19 protein-coding genes are annotated in these 15,558 nt (G+C 68.0%); 3 read left to right on the forward strand and 16 right to left on the reverse strand.

Annotated features, from left to right (window positions below):
- Window positions 1-121 precede the first annotated feature (121 nt).
- The 6 genes from ACK4SC_RS01955 to infC all read right to left on the reverse strand — a co-directional run bounded on the left by ACK4SC_RS01955 (window position 122) and on the right by infC (window position 4,012).
- The gene (locus ACK4SC_RS01955; protein WP_409614329.1) at window positions 122-994 is read right to left on the reverse strand and encodes a glutamate ABC transporter substrate-binding protein; all 873 of its coding nucleotides are present in this window, start codon (window positions 992-994) and stop codon (window positions 122-124) included.
- Window positions 995-1,051: 57 nt separating this feature from the next.
- The gene (locus ACK4SC_RS01960; RefSeq protein ID WP_409614331.1) at window positions 1,052-1,789 is read right to left on the reverse strand and encodes an amino acid ABC transporter ATP-binding protein; all 738 of its coding nucleotides are present in this window, start codon (window positions 1,787-1,789) and stop codon (window positions 1,052-1,054) included.
- Between the two features lie 21 nt (window positions 1,790-1,810).
- Window positions 1,811-2,641 carry a TrmH family RNA methyltransferase gene (locus ACK4SC_RS01965; RefSeq protein ID WP_409614333.1) on the reverse strand — a complete coding sequence of 277 codons (831 nt, stop codon included), beginning with the start codon at window positions 2,639-2,641 and terminating at the stop codon, window positions 1,811-1,813.
- A 99-nt stretch (window positions 2,642-2,740) separates the two neighbouring features.
- Window positions 2,741-3,127, reverse strand: a complete 387-nt coding sequence (gene rplT / locus ACK4SC_RS01970) for a 50S ribosomal protein L20 (RefSeq protein ID WP_409614335.1) — start codon at window positions 3,125-3,127, stop codon at window positions 2,741-2,743.
- A gap of 33 nt (window positions 3,128-3,160) precedes the next feature.
- Window positions 3,161-3,358 carry a 50S ribosomal protein L35 gene (gene rpmI, locus ACK4SC_RS01975; RefSeq protein WP_409614337.1) on the reverse strand — a complete coding sequence of 66 codons (198 nt, stop codon included), beginning with the start codon at window positions 3,356-3,358 and terminating at the stop codon, window positions 3,161-3,163.
- Between the two features lie 63 nt (window positions 3,359-3,421).
- A complete protein-coding gene (gene infC, locus ACK4SC_RS01980; protein WP_409614832.1) occupies window positions 3,422-4,012 on the reverse strand; it encodes a translation initiation factor IF-3 in 591 nt (196 codons plus the stop codon).
- A gap of 249 nt (window positions 4,013-4,261) precedes the next feature.
- Between infC and ACK4SC_RS01985 the strand changes: the two genes are divergently transcribed.
- Window positions 4,262-4,588 carry a DUF1844 domain-containing protein gene (locus tag ACK4SC_RS01985; RefSeq protein WP_409614338.1) on the forward strand — a complete coding sequence of 109 codons (327 nt, stop codon included), beginning with the start codon at window positions 4,262-4,264 and terminating at the stop codon, window positions 4,586-4,588.
- 14 nt (window positions 4,589-4,602) lie between these two features.
- Here the strand turns inward: ACK4SC_RS01985 and ACK4SC_RS01990 are convergent, their stop codons facing one another.
- The 6 genes from ACK4SC_RS01990 to ACK4SC_RS02015 form a co-directional block, all read right to left on the reverse strand.
- Window positions 4,603-5,367, reverse strand: coding sequence for an SseB family protein (locus ACK4SC_RS01990; RefSeq protein WP_409614340.1), 765 nt, complete (start codon window positions 5,365-5,367; stop codon window positions 4,603-4,605).
- A gap of 4 nt (window positions 5,368-5,371) precedes the next feature.
- The gene (gene priA, locus ACK4SC_RS01995; protein WP_409614342.1) at window positions 5,372-6,121 is read right to left on the reverse strand and encodes a bifunctional 1-(5-phosphoribosyl)-5-((5-phosphoribosylamino)methylideneamino)imidazole-4-carboxamide isomerase/phosphoribosylanthranilate isomerase PriA; all 750 of its coding nucleotides are present in this window, start codon (window positions 6,119-6,121) and stop codon (window positions 5,372-5,374) included.
- 85 nt (window positions 6,122-6,206) lie between these two features.
- The gene (hisH, locus tag ACK4SC_RS02000) at window positions 6,207-6,842 is read right to left on the reverse strand and encodes an imidazole glycerol phosphate synthase subunit HisH (RefSeq protein ID WP_409614344.1); all 636 of its coding nucleotides are present in this window, start codon (window positions 6,840-6,842) and stop codon (window positions 6,207-6,209) included.
- 5 nt (window positions 6,843-6,847) lie between these two features.
- Window positions 6,848-7,453 carry an imidazoleglycerol-phosphate dehydratase HisB gene (hisB, locus tag ACK4SC_RS02005; protein WP_409614345.1) on the reverse strand — a complete coding sequence of 202 codons (606 nt, stop codon included), beginning with the start codon at window positions 7,451-7,453 and terminating at the stop codon, window positions 6,848-6,850.
- Window positions 7,450-8,541 (reverse strand): histidinol-phosphate transaminase, encoded by a 1,092-nt coding sequence (locus ACK4SC_RS02010; RefSeq protein WP_409614346.1) that lies wholly within the window; start codon window positions 8,539-8,541, stop codon window positions 7,450-7,452. Before ACK4SC_RS02010 ends, hisB begins: the two co-directional genes overlap by 4 nt.
- A 19-nt stretch (window positions 8,542-8,560) precedes the next feature.
- Window positions 8,561-8,935: a LysM peptidoglycan-binding domain-containing protein gene (locus tag ACK4SC_RS02015; RefSeq protein ID WP_409614348.1), complete on the reverse strand. Its 375-nt coding sequence runs from the start codon at window positions 8,933-8,935 to the stop codon at window positions 8,561-8,563.
- A gap of 282 nt (window positions 8,936-9,217) precedes the next feature.
- Between ACK4SC_RS02015 and lexA the strand changes: the two genes are divergently transcribed.
- Window positions 9,218-9,895 carry a transcriptional repressor LexA gene (gene lexA / locus ACK4SC_RS02020; protein WP_409614350.1) on the forward strand — a complete coding sequence of 226 codons (678 nt, stop codon included), beginning with the start codon at window positions 9,218-9,220 and terminating at the stop codon, window positions 9,893-9,895.
- Here lexA and hflX read toward each other — a convergent pair.
- Entirely contained in the window at window positions 9,892-11,466 is a 1,575-nt protein-coding gene (hflX, locus tag ACK4SC_RS02025) for a GTPase HflX (RefSeq protein WP_409614352.1), read from the reverse strand. The two genes, lexA and hflX, sit on opposite strands and share 4 nt — an antisense overlap.
- Before the next feature lie 39 nt (window positions 11,467-11,505).
- Here hflX and ACK4SC_RS02030 point away from each other — a divergent pair, with 39 nt between their 5' ends.
- Window positions 11,506-12,150, forward strand: a complete 645-nt coding sequence (locus ACK4SC_RS02030; RefSeq protein WP_409614353.1) for a class I SAM-dependent methyltransferase — start codon at window positions 11,506-11,508, stop codon at window positions 12,148-12,150.
- Window positions 12,151-12,156: 6 nt separating this feature from the next.
- Here the strand turns inward: ACK4SC_RS02030 and dapF are convergent, their stop codons facing one another.
- Genes dapF through miaB form a run of 3 tightly spaced genes read right to left on the reverse strand, consistent with a single transcriptional unit; the run spans window position 12,157 to window position 15,547 of the window.
- Window positions 12,157-13,035: a diaminopimelate epimerase gene (gene dapF, locus ACK4SC_RS02035; protein ID WP_409614355.1), complete on the reverse strand. Its 879-nt coding sequence runs from the start codon at window positions 13,033-13,035 to the stop codon at window positions 12,157-12,159.
- Window positions 13,032-13,967, reverse strand: coding sequence for a tRNA (adenosine(37)-N6)-dimethylallyltransferase MiaA (gene miaA, locus ACK4SC_RS02040; protein ID WP_409614357.1), 936 nt, complete (start codon window positions 13,965-13,967; stop codon window positions 13,032-13,034). The genes dapF and miaA overlap by 4 nt, the downstream gene beginning before the upstream one ends.
- Complete coding sequence (miaB, locus tag ACK4SC_RS02045; protein WP_409614358.1) at window positions 13,964-15,547, reverse strand: tRNA (N6-isopentenyl adenosine(37)-C2)-methylthiotransferase MiaB; 1,584 nt, start codon at window positions 15,545-15,547, stop codon at window positions 13,964-13,966. The genes miaA and miaB overlap by 4 nt, the downstream gene beginning before the upstream one ends.
- Window positions 15,548-15,558 lie beyond the last annotated feature (11 nt).

Consider the following 15,558-nt stretch of genomic DNA (forward strand, 5'->3'; position numbering starts at 1 on the left):
ACCGCGCGCATCCGTCGACGGCTCGGGCGCTCGTCGTGAACGGTCTGCGCGACCGCCTGCGGGCAGCTTGGCGTCGGGGCCGCGGGGGCCGCCGGGGGGGGGCCCCCCCCCCGGGGCGGCACTAGTAGCGGTCGACCGCGGGCGGCTCGGGCGTCTCGAGCACGGCACCGGCCGTGCCCTCCCACGCCGCAACCCAGCGCCCGTCGGCGTAGGCGGCCTCAAGCACGTCGTTGATCCAGTTACGGAACTCGGTGTCGTCGAGTGCCAGGCCGATGCCGTACGGCTCGGCGGTGAAGGGGTTGCCGACGACCTCGAACTCGCCCTCGTTCTGGTCGGCGAGCCCGGCGAGGATGACGTTGTCGGTGGTCAACGCCTGAGCGGCCCCGGTGCGCATCGGCTCGAGACAGTTGGTGTAGGTGTCGGTCGTGAGCACGTCAGCCGTTGCGTACTCGCGAATGTTCACCTCGGAGGTCGACCCCGTGACGGTGCACACGACCTTGTCGGCCAGGTCGTCGGGCCCCGTGATGCCGTCGGGGTTGCCGGCAGGTACGAGCAGGTCTTGGCCGGCCTCGTAGTACGGACCCGCGAAGGAGATCACTTCTTTGCGGGTGTCGTTGATCGTGTAGGTCGCGATCACGATGTCGACCTCGCCGTTTTGGATGAACGGCTCGCGGTTCGCCGACACGGTCTCGACCCATCTGATGTTCTCGGGCGCGATACCGAGCTCGGCGGCGATGATCTTGCCGATCTCGACATCGAATCCGACGGGCACTCCTTCGGGACCGGCCAGACCAAACAGTGGTTGATCGAACTTGGTGCCAATGGTGATCGTGCCGGCGTCCGCGAGGGCCGCCATGGTCGTGCCCGGCTCAAACTGTGCGTCATCGACCACCTCGGGTTCGGGTGTCGATGATCCGGTGTCGGCGCAGGCACTGAGCGTCAGTGCTGCCACCGCGGCGGTGGCAATGGCCCAGCGTGTCGAACGTCTCCGCATGAAGTCCCCCTCGTTGCTGTGTGTGATCCGCCCCACCGGCCGGCGGGGCGGCCTTCCCTAGTGGGTGAGGATCTTGGACAGGAAGTCTTTGGCCCGCTGTGTTTGCGGGTCAGTGAAGAACTTCTCGGGCGTCGCCTCTTCGACGATCTCGCCGTCGGCCATGAACAGCACGCGGTCGGCTGCGCGTCGGGCGAAGCCCATCTCGTGGGTGACGACGATCATCGTCATGCCGTCCTTTGCGAGCTGCACCATGACGTCGAGCACCTCGTTGATCATCTCGGGGTCGAGGGCCGAAGTGGGCTCGTCGAGCAGAATGAGTTTCGGCTCCATCGCGAGCGCTCGCGCGATGGCGACGCGCTGCTGCTGACCACCAGAGAGCTGGGCGGGCATCTTGTGCGCCTGATTGGCGACGCCAACCCGGTCAAGCAACGCCATGGCCTTCGCCTCGGCGTCCGCTTTCGACAGGCGCCGCACCTTCCGCGGGCCGAGGGCGACGTTCTCGAGAACGGTCTTGTGGGCGAACAGGTTGAACGCCTGAAAGACCATGCCGACATCGGCGCGCAGCTGCGCGAGCGCGCGACCCTCGGCCGGCAACGCCGTGCCGTCGATGCGAATCGCGCCACCGTCGATCGTCTCGAGGCGGTTGATGGCGCGGCAGAGGGTCGACTTTCCCGAGCCGCTCGGGCCGATCACGACGACGACCTCGCCGGCCTCGACGTTCGTCGTGACGTCTTTCAGAACGTGCAGATCGCCGAAGTGCTTGTTGACCGAATCGATCTCAACCAGGGCGGGCATGGCCGCCAGCCAAACACAGGGTCAGTGATCGTCGTCACGCGTGTCCACAGCAGCCGCACGCTGGGCGAAGGCACTCTCGTACAGGCACACGGCGGCGGCCGTGGCAAGGTTCAGAGACTCGGCGTTGCCGTAGATGGGCACGATGACCGCGCGGTCGGCCTGCGTGAGCTGCTCGGCCGTCAACCCCCGCGCCTCGTTGCCGAACAGCCAGGCGGTCGGCCCATCGAGGTCGCCGTCGGAGCGCGCGGCAAGCAGATCGTCGCCGGAAATGTCAGCGGCGAGCACGCGCATCCCGATCGCTCGGAGGGCCTCCAGCGCCTCGTCGAGCGAGACGCCGACGACGACGGGGACGTGGAAAAGGGAACCGGTGGTTGCCCGCACCGCCTTCGGGTTGAACGGGTCAACGCTCGTGCCGGTCAGAATGACGGCGTCGGCACCGGCCGCATCCGCCACCCGGATGACCGTGCCGGCGTTGCCAGGATCACGCACCTCCTCGAGCACGGCCACGAGGCGTGGCCGGGCAGCGATCACCGACTCGAGCGACGCGGGGAAGGTTGCGCAGACTGCAACCATTCCCTGCGGAGTCACGGTGTCCGCAATCGCGGACAGCACGGCCTCGGTGACGATCTCGACCGGGATGGAGGCGGCGCGTGCATCCCGGATGAGCGCGCCGGAGCGGTCACGGGCCTGCGGTGTCACGAAAATCTCACGCACAAGAGCCGGCCGGAAGCGGATGGCCTCGGCCACCGCCTGGGGCCCTTCGACGAGGAACAACCCGGTTTCGGCGCGCTGGTTCTTCTTCGCGAGCTTGGCGGCGGCGCGCACGCGGGGCGAGCGCGGGTTGTCGATCACGCGCTCATGGTAGCGAGATGCGGGCAAACGGCGGGTGAACGCGACGATGGCGCGCACCCCGGGCGGGGATGCGCGCCATCGTGTGGTCGTGCGGAGGACCTACGCGGCCGACTTCGGCGCCGAGGTGTCGGCGGGAAGAGCCTTCTTGGCGGTCTCGACGAGCGTGGCAAACGTGGCCGGCTCGTTGACGGCCAGCTCGGCCAGCATGCGACGGTCAACCTCGACACCGGCAAGGCCGAGGCCCTGGATGAGGCGGTTGTAGGTCATGCCGTTCTGGCGGGCAGCGGCGTTGATGCGCTGAATCCAGAGGCGGCGGAACTCACCCTTGCGTGCGCGACGGTCGCGGTACGCGTACACGAGCGAGTGGGTGACCTGCTCCTTGGCCTTGCGGTAGAGGCGCGACCGCTGACCGCGGTACCCCTCGGCGCGCTCGAGAATGACCCGACGCTTCTTGTGGGCGTTAACTGCCCGCTTGACTCTCGCCATCTTCTTTCGTCCTTACTTCGTCGTGTCTCGGCGTTACTTCTCGCCGATGAGCTTCTTGATGACCTTCGCGTCCTGCGGCGCGACAACCTGCTCGCGGTTCAGTCGGCGGGTCAGCTCGCTCGACTTCTTCTCCAGGTTGTGACGCATGCCGGCCGACTGCTTCATGACCTTGCCGCTACCGGTGGTCTTGAAGCGCTTCTTCGCCCCGGAGTGGGTCTTCTGCTTGGGCATCTCTTCCTCGTTTCGTTGCGGGTGCTGCACGCGCCCCTGCGGGCGGTCAGATGTGGGCGGTGACTACTCGTCGTCACCGGCGCGGCCCTGGCGGGCCGCCTTCGCCTCGGCCCGGGCCGCGTTCTGCTCGGCCTTCGCCTCGGACTTGTTCTTCAGCGGCGCAATGATCATCGTCATGTTGCGGCCGTCAATCGTGGGCTTGTTCTCGACGACACCGAGCTCGGCGACGTCATCAGCGAAGCGCTGCAGCAGACGCACGCCCATCTCGGGGCGGGACTGCTCGCGGCCGCGGAACAGGATCATGGCCTTGACCTTGTCACCGGCCTTCAAGAAGTTCTCGGCGCGCTTGCGCTTCGTTTCGTAGTCGTGAGAGTCGATCTTCAGACGGAACCGGACCTCTTTCAGGACGGTGTTCGCCTGGTTACGTCGGGCCTCCTTGGCCTTCTGCGCAGCCTCGTACTTGAACTTGCCGTAGTCCATGATCTTCACCACGGGCGGCTTCGAGTTCGGGGCGACCTCGACAAGGTCGAGGTCGGCCTCCTGCGCCAGGCGCAGGGCCACTTCAACCTTCACGACGCCGACCTGCTCGCCTCCCGGCCCGACAAGGCGGACCTCGGGGACGCGGATGCGGTCGTTGGTTCTCGGTTCGCTGATGGCGACTCCTCGTTGCGTGTCAATGCTGCTGGCGATCCAGCCGAGACGGTCTCGGTGGACCCGATCGAGGAGTGCGTTTCCACGGCGCGCACGGCCGCGGTAGCCCCAATCTCTCGGGCAGATGAACCTGGCCGAGGGAGGCTGTGCGACCCGGTAACCTAAGTGCGGTCAAGCGCGGGTGGGAGCGAACTCCTCTTTCGTACCGGGGAAATGGCCCCGGAGCCCGCCCAAGAATAGCAGAACGAGGTCATGATGGACACCGCCGCCCGCGACATCGCCGAGGTGCCCGCCGTTGAGATCATCAACGCCGCGTGCGTTCACCTTCTGAGTGCGGCCGCCGTGAAGTGCGGCCTGTCCGAGAATGGCGAAGACGAAATCGACCTCGCCGAAGCCCGATCGCTGATTAACGCGCTCGCCGGACTCGTCACCGCGGCCGCCCCCGAACTCGGCGACCATCACGCTCGGCCGCTGCGCGACGGCCTGCGTTCGGTGCAGCTCGCCTTCCGCGAAGCGTCGGCCTTCCCCGACGCGCCCGGCAAGGGTCCGGGCGAGAAGTGGACCGGACCAGTCACCTGACCGGCCTGAGCTGACTAGCGCGGCGCGGCGATCGGCTGAATGCTGATCGAATCGACGCGCTCGGCAACGACCGGGTTGGCCGCCCACGCCGCGCCGAGCGCCGACAGAGCGGTGCGCACCGTGGCGGGCTGAGCATCCGGGTCGTGCGCGACGCGCACGACGACCTCTGGCCCCGCGCCCGTTGCCCGCGGATCACCCGGGACGATCGACACCGCCCAGAGCACGGGATGCTCGTTCGCCGGCTGCGATAGCGCCTCCACGACCTCGTCGTCGTCGACAGCCGGCACCCAGGGCCGCGACTGGGCGATCGCCCACACCGCCGGCCGCGGCAGCACAGTAAGAGTCTCAGAGCGGGGGTCGATGACGACGCGGTCGGTGTTCTCCGACGCGGCGGCGAGCGCGACGCGCACGGCATCGGCGGGCACGGGGCGCGCGTCATCACGCCAGGCAGTGATCGCCTCGGTCGATGAGAAGACCGGCAACACCGGACGTCCGTCTGGGCCCTCGACGGTAATGATCGACAGCTCTTGAGACTTATCGACCATGCGCCCGTCTGGACCCTCGGCCACCTCGCCCGCAACGGCCACGAGGGGAATCAGGAAGCGGCATTGACGAACCGTCTCGACCACGTCGACCAGCGACGCGTCGCCCGAACGAAAGCGGGCGTGTACCTCGAGGAACGCGGGCGGAGCCGAGCCGTCGTCGGCGGCGTTCGGGTTCGGCTCGAATGACCGCCCCTTCCAGGGTTGGCCGGCAGAGTCGGTCGGGCCGAACGCCACGGGACTAGCGCCCGGCGACGTCGAGCGCTTCAGGAAGCGTGAACGCGCCGGCGTAGAGCGCCTTGCCTACGATCGCACCCTCGAGCCCGAGCGGCACCAGCTCGCGCAGCGCGGCGATGTCATCGAGGGTCGCCACACCGCCGGAGGCGATCACGGGCCGGTGGGTGCGCTCCATAACCGCGCGCAGCAGCTCAAGGTTCGGACCCTTCAGGGTGCCGTCTTTCGTGACGTCCGTGACAACGTAGCGGGCACAGCCGGCGGCCTCGAGGCGCTCCAGCACGCTCCACAGATCGCCGCCCTCTTCCGTCCAGCCGCGTGCCGCGAGCGTCGTGCCCCGCACGTCGAGGCCAACGGCGATCGCCTCGCCATACTCGGCGATCACGTGCGCGGCCCACTCGGGGTTCTCGAGCGCGGCGGTGCCGAGATTAATGCGCTTCGCGCCCGTGGCGAGCGCAGCCTCCAGGCTCGCGTCGTCGCGAATGCCACCCGACAATTCGATGTTGACGCGCTTGGGCGTCGACTTCACCACCTTCTTGATGATCGCGCGGTTACTGCCGCGACCGAAGGCTGCGTCGAGATCGACGAGGTGAATCCACTCGGCCCCCTGATCGGCCCACTCGTGCGCCGCGTCGATCGGATCGCCAAAGCTCTCTTCCGTGCCCGCCTCTCCCTGCGTGAGTCGAACGGCTTTGCCGTCAGCGACGTCGACCGCCGGGAGCAGCGTGAGGTGGGGAACGCGGGAGAACTCGCTCATCAGAAACTTTCTCGCAGGGTACGGGCGTATCGGGGCTCACGGCCAGCACACGAGCCTACCCCCGCTTGCCGAGCGCGAAAAACAGCTAGAGCGACTCGACCCAGTTGCGCAGCAGTGCCAGGCCAGCCGCGCCCGACTTCTCGGGGTGGAACTGGGTAGCTGCGAGCGGGCCATTTTCGACGGCGGCGACGAAGCGTTCACCGTGCTCGGCCCAGGTGACTCGCGGCGCGGGAATGGCCGGATTCGTGACCTCGAGGCTCCACTCGGTTGCGGCGTACGAGTGCACAAAGTAGAAGCGCTCGTCGTGCAGGCCCGCGAACAGCCGGGAGTCAGCGGGGGCCTCAACAGGGCTCCACCCCATGTGCGGCAGGACCGGCGCCGTCAGCTCTCGGACGGTGCCCGGCCACTCACCGAGCCCCTCGGAGGTGGTGCCACGCTCCACGCCGCGGTCGAACATGATCTGCATTCCGACGCAGATGCCGAGCACGGGCCGACCACCCGCGAGTCGCCGGTCGATCAGTTCATCGCCGCGCACGGCCTTGAGCGCCGTCATGACCGCGTGAAAAGCCCCCACTCCCGGCACCAGGAGGCCGTCGGCAGCCATCACGGCCGAGCGGTCAGCGGTCAAGCGCACGCGCGCTCCCGCCGCCTCGATCGCCTTCGCGGCGGAGTGCACGTTGCCCGACCCGTAGTCGAGCAACGCAACGGTGGGTGCGCTCACGGCGCTCAGAGTGCGCCCTTGGTCGAGGGGATGCCCGACACACGGGGGTCGGGCTCGACCGCTTGACGAAACGCGCGGGCGAACGCCTTGAACTGCGCCTCGGCGATGTGGTGGGGGTCGCGGCCGGCGAGCACCGTCAGGTGCACCGACATTCCGGCGTGGAACGTGATCGCTTCGAACACGTGACGCACCATCGATCCGGTGAAGTGGCCGCCGATGAGGTGGTGCTCGAAGCCTTCCGGCTCGCCCGAGTGAACGAGGTAGGGACGCCCAGAGAGGTCAACAACGGCGCGGGCGAGCGCCTCGTCAAGCGGAACGTGCGCATCGCCGAAGCGGGCGATGCCCGACTTGTCACCGAGGGCCGAGGCAATCGCCTGGCCGAGCACGATTCCCGTGTCTTCCACCGTGTGGTGCACGTCGATGTCGGTGTCGCCGTGGGCAGACACCTCGAGGTCGACCAGGGAGTGCTTCGCGAACGCCGTCAACATGTGGTTGAAGAACGGCACGGTGGTGTCGATGGAGGAGCGGCCCGTGCCGTCGAGGTTGACAGAGAGGCGGATGCTCGACTCACTGGTTTCGCGGTGGACGTCGGCGGTGCGGGGGCTGGTCACGTGGGCATCCTACCGAGGACATCGAGGAACTCACTGGTCTCAGCCTCGGTGCCGGCCGTCACCCGCAGGTGCCCGGGCAGACCGACATCGCGAATGAGGATGTCGTTGTCGAGCAGGTACTGGAACGTCGCCGTCGGGTCGTCGACGCCCCCGAACAGCACGAAGTTGGCCCAGCTGTCGTGGGGTGCGTAGCCCAACGCGGGAAGCTCGACGAGCAACCGGTCACGCTGGGCTCGGATCGCGTCAACCGTCGCAAGCATCAGAGGCGCCTGCTGCAGCGCGGCCACGGCGGCCGCCTGCGTGATCGCCGACAGGTGATACGGCAAACGAACGAGCCGCAGGGCATCGATAAGGGCCGGATCAGCAGCAAGATAGCCGAGGCGCGCCCCGGCGAACGCGAACGCCTTGCTCATCGTGCGGGAGACCGCCAAACGCGGTCGACCGGGCAACAACGAGAGCGCCGAGCGGTGACCGTCCGGCATGAATTCCGCGTAAGCCTCGTCGACCAACACGATGCCGTGCGTCGCGTCGTACGCAGCCTCGATGGTCTCGAGATCGAGCGGCGTGCCGGTCGGATTGTTGGGCGCGCACAGCACCACGATGTCGGGCTGCGTGCGCTCGATCGCCGCTCTGGCCGTGTCGGGGCTGATGCGGAAGTCGGCGTCACGGTCGGCCGCGACCCACTCGGTTCCCGTGCCCGCCGCGATGATCGAGTGCATCGAGTACGTCGGCGGGAAGCCAAGAATGCGGCGGCCCGGGCCGCCGAAGGCTTGCAGCATGTGCTGGATCACCTCGTTCGACCCGTTGGCAGCCCACACCTGCTCAGGAGCGACCGGGTCGGAGGGTTCGGCGGCGCTCAGGTACTCGGCGAGGTGTTCGCGCAGCACGGTGAACTCGCGGTCGGGATATCGATTGACACCGCGCACGGCGCGCTCGACGGCGGCCGTCACATGAGCAATGACGTCGTCGGGGACAGGGTGGGTGTTCTCGTTGACGTTGAGCTGGATGCGCACGGGGCGCTGCGGCGCACCATACGGCGATGCGCCGCGCAGATCGTCACGAATAGGCAGGTCGTCGAGCCGAGTCACTCGCCCATCGTAGGGCGGCTTAGTCGAGGTACCGCTCGGGAAGCACGAGCGTCTGGCCCGGCATGACCGCCGCCGAGTCGAGGCCGTTCAGCGTGATGATGTCGGCAACGAGGTCGGCAGGGTTCGCGGTTGGGGCCACCGACTCGGCGAGCTGCCAGAGCGTCTGGCCCGCCTCGACCGTCACGACAGGCAGTTCGACGTCACCCGAGGTTGCCGTGGCCTCGCCGCCGGATAGCGCCAGGGCTAGCACAACCGCCACGATCGGCGCGCTGACGAGTGCGGTGATGACGGCGCGACCTCGGCGGGTCAGCCGCAGCCGGGTGGGCACCGCCGCGGTCGACGCCGCAGCATCGCGAGCGATGGTGGGGAAAGCACCTGCGTCGATCGCCGTCATGGGAGCTCCTCTGCGAAAAGATCGGGCCTCCGGCGGCGGGGGTCCGCCGGAGGTGCATCACCCCTCGGCCGGGAGGGGCGATGCGAACCCGTGTTCCGAACATACATTCGATCGAACGCGAGTTCAAGTGTTTCTGCCGAAATTGTCACCAGAACCACCGACACGCTCGAACAGGTGTTTGATTGGACGGTGTGCACTGGATAGAGTTTCGAGAACACGGATAGTCGACCATCGACCTCCGACATTGACCGCAGTGCGTCGACATCACGCGAGGGAGCCCCCATGTCTGAGAGCACCACCAGCACCCCTGGCACCCGGCGCCGCACCACGCTGAGCGACAAGCAGCAGGCCATCCTCCGCGCCATCCAGTCGTCGATCGCCCAGCGCGGGTACCCGCCGAGCATGCGCGAGATCGGCGAAGCGGTCGGCCTCTCGTCGCTCTCGAGCGTCGCGCACCAGCTCGGTCAGCTCGAACTCAGCGGCTACCTTCGTCGCGACCCCAACCGCCCGCGGGCGATGGAGGTTCTCATCGACCTCGAACCGTCCGCATCCGAGCATCCTGACCCCGACGCCCCGCAGGTCGCCGATGCGGCCATGGTGCCCCTCGTGGGTCGCATCGCCGCCGGCATCCCGATCACGGCCGACCAGATGGTTGAGGAGGTCGTTCCGCTCCCCCGCACGCTCGTCGGCTCCGGCGAACTGTTCATGCTCACCGTGGTGGGCGACTCGATGATCGATGCGGCGATCTGTGATGGAGACCTCGTAGTCGTGCGCCGGCAGCAGACGGCCGAAAATGGCGAAATCGTCGCCGCGATGCTCGACGGCGAGGCCACCGTGAAGGTCTTCCGGCAGCGAGATGGCCACACCTGGCTCTTGCCACGGAACACGGCATACGAGCCCATCCTCGGCGACCACGCCGAGGTGCTCGGCAAAGTCGTCGCCGTTCTGCGCTCGGTCTAGGACGCGCTCGAGGCCGCGTCGGCGACGACGAAGTCGGCCAGCTGCGCCGCGTGTTGCGGCGACACGAAGGCGTGCACGCGCGTGCCGCCCTCCTCGTAGTCGGTTGATACAACGCGACCGCGCTCATGCACGAGAGCCACCAGTTCACCGCGGTCGTACGGCACAACGACGACCACTTCGACGTCGGGATCGGGAAGCACCTCGCCGATGCGGGCGCGCAACTCGTCGATGCCTTCACCCGTCTTCGCGGAGACGAACACCGCCGTCGGTTCGAGCCCGCGCAACAGCAGCCGCGCATCCTCATCGATCAGGTCGCATTTATTGAAGGCGACGATCTCGGGGATATCGCGCGCATCCACGCTGCCGATGACGTCACGCACGGTCGCCAGCTGCGCCGCCGGATCGGGATGCGCGCCGTCGACGACGTGCACAATCACGTCGGCCTCGCCCACCTCTTCGAGCGTCGAGCGGAACGCCTCGACCAACTGGTGGGGCAGATTGCGCACGAAGCCGACGGTGTCGACGAGTGTGAAGGGCCGGCCGTCGGGCGTGGACGACTTGCGCACCGTGGCGTCCAGCGTGGCGAACAGAGCGTTCTCGACCAGGACTCCGGCGCGCGTGATGCGGTTCAACAGACTTGACTTGCCCGCGTTCGTGTAGCCGGCGATCGCGACGCTCGGCACCGAGTACCGGTCGCGGTTTGCGCGCTTTGCCGCGCGGGCCGGCGCAAAACCCTTGATTTGCCGGCGCAGCTTCGCCATACGGGTGTTGATGCGGCGGCGGTCGAGTTCGATCTTCGTCTCACCGGGACCACGGGAGCCCATACCGGCGCCGCCCGCGCCGACCTGGCCACCGGCCTGACGCGACATCGACTCGCCCCAGCCGCGCAGCCGCGGGAGGAGGTATTCGAGCTGCGCCAGTTCGACTTGCGCTTTGCCCTCGCGGCTCTTGGCGTGCTGACTGAAGATGTCGAGGATGACCGCGGTGCGATCAATGACCTTCACCTTCACCACGTCTTCTAGTGCCCGGCGCTGGCTGGGCGCAAGCTCGGTGTCGGCGACAACTGTGTCGGCGCCAAGCTCGGCGACGATCATCGCCAGCTCCGCGGCCTTGCCCTTCCCCAAGTAGGTGCTCGGGTCGGGGTGGGGCCGCCGCTGTAGCAGCCCATCGAGAACGACCGCACCGGCTGTCTCGGCAAGCGCTGCGAGCTCGCGAAGCGAGTTCTCGGCGTCCTCCAGTGACCCGTGCGAGTACACGCCAATCAGGACGACGTTCTCGAGCCGAAGCTGTCGATACTCGACCTCGGTAACGTCGTCGAGCTCGGTGGACAGACCGCGCACACGCTTGAGCGCCGCGCGGTCGTCACGCTCAAACTGGTCACCGTCTCGGTCGTCGAGATAGTCGTGCTGCTGCTGGAGCGCCGTGGCGCGGCCTTCGCTGATGTTCACCCGCCGAGCGGCGCTGTCAGCGTTCGCGAGAACGCGCGCAACGGCCTCGGCTCCGTCATCGACGGGAGCCTCGCTCGTGCCCGGGACCGTCTCGTCGCCCGGGGTCACACCGTCGGAAATCATTCGCTTCAGCATAGTGCTCGCGTTGGGTAGATTCACTGCATGGCTCAGGAGCACTATTTCAGCGCTCAGCCGGCCGGAGACTTCACCCCCCGCACCCTTCAGGTGCAGCTCGACGGACACCCCGTGGAGGTAGTCACCGCGGGCGGAGTGTTCAGCCCGTCAACCATCGACACCGGAACCCAGGTGCTGCTGGGCTCGGTTCCCGCCCCCGCACCCGGGGGAAACCTGCTTGACCTCGGCTGCGGATGGGGCCCCATCGCACTCACCCTGGCGATGAAGTCGCCGCGCGCCCGTGTGTGGGCGGTCGACGTCAACGAACGCGCTCGCGAGCTGACCCGGCTCAACGCCGAGCGCCTCGGCCTCGACAACGTAACGGTGGTCTCTCCCGACGACGTGCCCGACGACGTGCGCTTCACGACGATCTGGTCGAATCCGCCGATCCGGATCGGCAAGGGCGAACTGCACGGCCTGCTCGATTCCTGGCTCCCCCGGCTCGATGAAGGAAGTGACGCCTGGCTCGTGGTGGCACGCAACCTCGGATCCGACTCGCTGCAGCGCTGGATGGAGAGCCGCTACGCCGGCCAGTTGCAGGTGACCCGCGCAGCGACGAACAAGGGCTATCGCGTACTGCGGGTTCGTAACCGCTCCGGATTGACGGGCCCCATCGGTCTCCCGCGGGCCTAGCAGGCGCTAGACGGTCAGCTCGCCGTCGAACACCAGCGCGGCGGGCCCGCTCAACGCCACGTGTTCGCCGTCCTCGGCGGCAAACATGCGCACCCCCAGCGTGCCGCCGGGAACATCGACCCGCCACTCGTTCGGAGCAGACGCTCCAGCCCAGTGCCGCACCGCCAGCGCGGCCGCCGCAGCGCCGGTGCCACACGACAGCGTTTCGCCGCTGCCGCGCTCGTGCACCCTCATGCGGATGCGGCCGAGGCCGTCGCGCACGAGCGGATCGGCCGGAACCACGAATTCGACGTTGGCACCTGCCTCTGCCGCCGGATCGAGGATCGGCGCCGTCGAGAGGTCAATGCCCGCAAGTTCATCGTCGCCAGCGACCGCCACAACAACGTGCGGGTTCCCGAGGTCGATGCCCAAGCCGGGACGCGCAACCGGAAGGTCGCGGGCGCGCACCAGCGGCTCTTCGCCCGTCAGTCGCCACCGGCCCAGATCGACCGCGAAGCCGTCCGCCAGACGGTGCACATCGCGCACACCCGCGCGGGTTCCGATCGGCACCGAATGGCCGGGCGGAAGATCGATGAAGCCGCGCTCGATGAGGTAGAGAACGAACACCCGGACTCCGTTGCCGCACATCTCGGCGACGGTGCCGTCGGCGTTCGCGTAGTCCATGAACCACTCGGCCTCGGGTTCGTCGGCGAGGATCGCGGCACCCTCGGGGATGCTCGCGGATCGCACCGCACGGATCACCCCGTCGCCGCCCACGCCGAAGTGGCGGTCGGCGATCGCGGCGCGCTGCGCCTCCGTGAGGGCGATCTCACCGTCGGGGTCGGCGAACAGCACGAAGTCGTTGCCGGTTCCGTGTCCTTTGGTGATGAGCAGCGTGTCGGTCACCCGGCCATGCTAGCGACGCACGAATCGGCGAGAGCGGTGAGCGCAGCATCCCGCGCAGCAGCGTCGAGAGCATCGACCCACTGCGTGGCCGCATCGCGGCGGAACCAGCTCACCTGGCGGCGCGCGTAGCGCCGCGTCAACGCCGCGGTGTCAGCGATCGCCTGTTGCTCGGTGACCCGCCCGGCAAGCTGGTCGAGGGCCTGGGCGTAGCCGATGGCCCGCGACGCTGTCGGGCCGCGCTCAAGCCCCCGCTCGCGGAGCCCGGCGACCTCGTCGACGAGCCCCGCGCGCCACATGTCACGCACGCGAGCGTCGAGGCGCTCAACGAGAACGGCACGGTCGACGGCGAGGCCGAGCTGCGTGTACGCACGCCACGGGGTGCTGCGCGCGGCGAGGCCGGGTCGCGCGCCGTCACCGGTGACCTCCCCGATCTCCAGCGCACGGATGACCCGCCGGGCATTGTGCGGGTCGATCGCCGCAGCGGCCTCGGGGTCGCGGCGCTGCAGCTCGGCGACGAGATAACCGAGGCCTCGCTCGGCGAGGAGGGCCTCGTAGCGGGCGCGTACCGCCGGATCGGTGCCAGGAAAACGAAAATCGGTGACCACCGACGCCACGTACAGCCCCGAGCCGCCGACCAGAATCGGCACCCCGCCGCGGGCGGCGATGTCGGTGACGGCGCGGCGCGCATCCCGCTGGTATGCGGCGACGGAGGCCTCGTCGGTGACGTCGAGCACGTCGATGAGGTGGTGCGCAATGCCGCGGCGCTCGGAGACCGGCAGCTTTGCCGTGCCGATGTCCATGCCGCGGTACAGCTGCATCGCGTCGGCGTTGACGATCTCGGCCGCCACCCCACGCTCACGGATGCGCTCCGCGAGTTCGAGAGATGCGGCTGTCTTTCCGGTTCCGGTCGCGCCGACCAGGACGGCGATCACGACAGGGAGCCGCGCACTCCGTCGGCCGGGTCGTAGATCGGGGTCGTCGGGCCCGCGGGCGTGCCCACGCGAAGGCCGGGAAGGCCCAGCGAGACGCGCGCCGTTCCGTCGTTGCTGGATGGGCTCGGCACGCCGCAGCTCTCGGCTTGCGCGCGATCCCACGCGTCACCGGCCCGCGTGCGACGGATGCGTAAGGGGCCATCGTGGTCGGCCAGCAGGTGGAACGGTGCCGCCTGCGTGATCGTCGTCGTCACGACGTCGCCCGGGCGAGGACGCTCGGCCCCTTCTGGCACCCGGATGTGCACGAGGCGGCTGTCTTCCGCGCGGCCCGAGATGCGCTCGGTCTCTGCGTCTTTCTTTCCCTCGCCCGTCGAGATGAGCACCTCAACCTCGCGCCCCACCTGGCGCTGGTTTTCTTCCCAGCTGATGTGCTCTTGCAGCGCGATCAGCCGCTCGTAGCGTTCCTGAACGACATGCTTCGGCACCTGGTCGGGCATCGTCGCCGCCGGGGTTCCCGGGCGGATGGAGTACTGGAAAGTGAAGGCGCTGGCGAACCGCGCCTGCTCAACCACCCGCAGGGTGTCGTCGAAGTCATCATCGGTCTCGCCCGGGAAGCCGACGATGATGTCGGTGGAGATCGCCGCATTCGGGATGCGCGCGCGCACCCGATCGAGGATGCCCAGGAACTTCTCGCTGCGATACGAGCGCCGCATGGCCTTCAGGATGCGGTCAGAGCCGGACTGCAGCGGCATATGAAGTTGCGGCATCACCGCCGGAGTCTCGGCCATCGCGTCGATCACGTCGTCGGTGAAGGCAGCCGGGTGCGGGCTCGTGAATCGAATGCGTTCGAGCCCCTCGATGCGGCCGGCCGCGCGCAGCAGCTTGCCGAACGCCTGGCGGTCGCCGAATTCAACACCGTAGGTGTTGACGTTTTGGCCAAGCAGCGTGACCTCGATCGCACCGTCATCAACGAGCGCCTGAATCTCGGCGAGGATGTCTCCTGGTCGCCGGTCTTTCTCTTTTCCGCGCAGGCTCGGCACGATGCAGAACGTGCACGTGTTGTTACACCCGACCGAGATGCTGACCCATCCGGAGTACGTCGAGTCACGCTTCGTGGGCAGGGTGGACGGGAACACTTCGAGCGACTCGAGGATCTCGAGCTGGGCTTCACCGTTGTGCCGCGCGCGCTCCAGCAGCGCCGGAAGCGAGCCCATGTTGTGCGTGCCGAAGACGGCGTCGACGTATGGCGCCTTCTGCAGAATTGTCGAGGTGTCTTTTTGGGCCAGGCAGCCGCCCACCGCGATCTGCATGCCGGGCCGCTCGCGCTTGACGCTCGCGAGGTGGCCAAGATTGCCGTAGAGCTTGTTGTCGGCGTTTTCCCGCACGGCGCAGGTGTTGATGACGACGACATCGGCAATGTCGCCGGCTGTCGCGGGCACGTATCCAGCGGCCTCGAGAGAGCCGGCGAGCCGCTCGGAGTCGTGCACGTTCATCTGGCAGCCGTAGGTGCGAACCTCGTAGGTGCGCGGCGTGTCAGACTCGACGGAGACCGTACTGGGCGGGGCGAAAGTGCTGCTCATGGTGGCAGCAA

The sequence above is a fragment of the Microcella sp. genome, assembly GCF_046293215.1.
GTDB lineage: Bacteria > Actinomycetota > Actinomycetes > Actinomycetales > Microbacteriaceae > Microcella.

Coding starts and splice junctions, on each gene's coding strand:
- ACK4SC_RS02030 (WP_409614353.1), top strand. CDS start 11,506: ATGGCTCAGGAGCACTATTTCAGCGCTCAGCCGGCCGGAGACTTCACC.
- ACK4SC_RS02015 (WP_409614348.1), bottom strand. CDS start 8,935: ATGACGGCGATCGACGCAGGTGCTTTCCCCACCATCGCTCGCGATGCT.
- rplT (WP_409614335.1), bottom strand. CDS start 3,127: ATGGCGAGAGTCAAGCGGGCAGTTAACGCCCACAAGAAGCGTCGGGTC.
- rpmI (WP_409614337.1), bottom strand. CDS start 3,358: ATGCCCAAGCAGAAGACCCACTCCGGGGCGAAGAAGCGCTTCAAGACC.
- hflX (WP_409614352.1), bottom strand. CDS start 11,466: ATGATTTCCGACGGTGTGACCCCGGGCGACGAGACGGTCCCGGGCACG.
- lexA (WP_409614350.1), top strand. CDS start 9,218: ATGTCTGAGAGCACCACCAGCACCCCTGGCACCCGGCGCCGCACCACG.
- ACK4SC_RS01955 (WP_409614329.1), bottom strand. CDS start 994: ATGCGGAGACGTTCGACACGCTGGGCCATTGCCACCGCCGCGGTGGCA.
- ACK4SC_RS01960 (WP_409614331.1), bottom strand. CDS start 1,789: ATGCCCGCCCTGGTTGAGATCGATTCGGTCAACAAGCACTTCGGCGAT.
- priA (WP_409614342.1), bottom strand. CDS start 6,121: ATGAGCGAGTTCTCCCGCGTTCCCCACCTCACGCTGCTCCCGGCGGTC.
- ACK4SC_RS01985 (WP_409614338.1), top strand. CDS start 4,262: ATGATGGACACCGCCGCCCGCGACATCGCCGAGGTGCCCGCCGTTGAG.
- miaB (WP_409614358.1), bottom strand. CDS start 15,547: ATGAGCAGCACTTTCGCCCCGCCCAGTACGGTCTCCGTCGAGTCTGAC.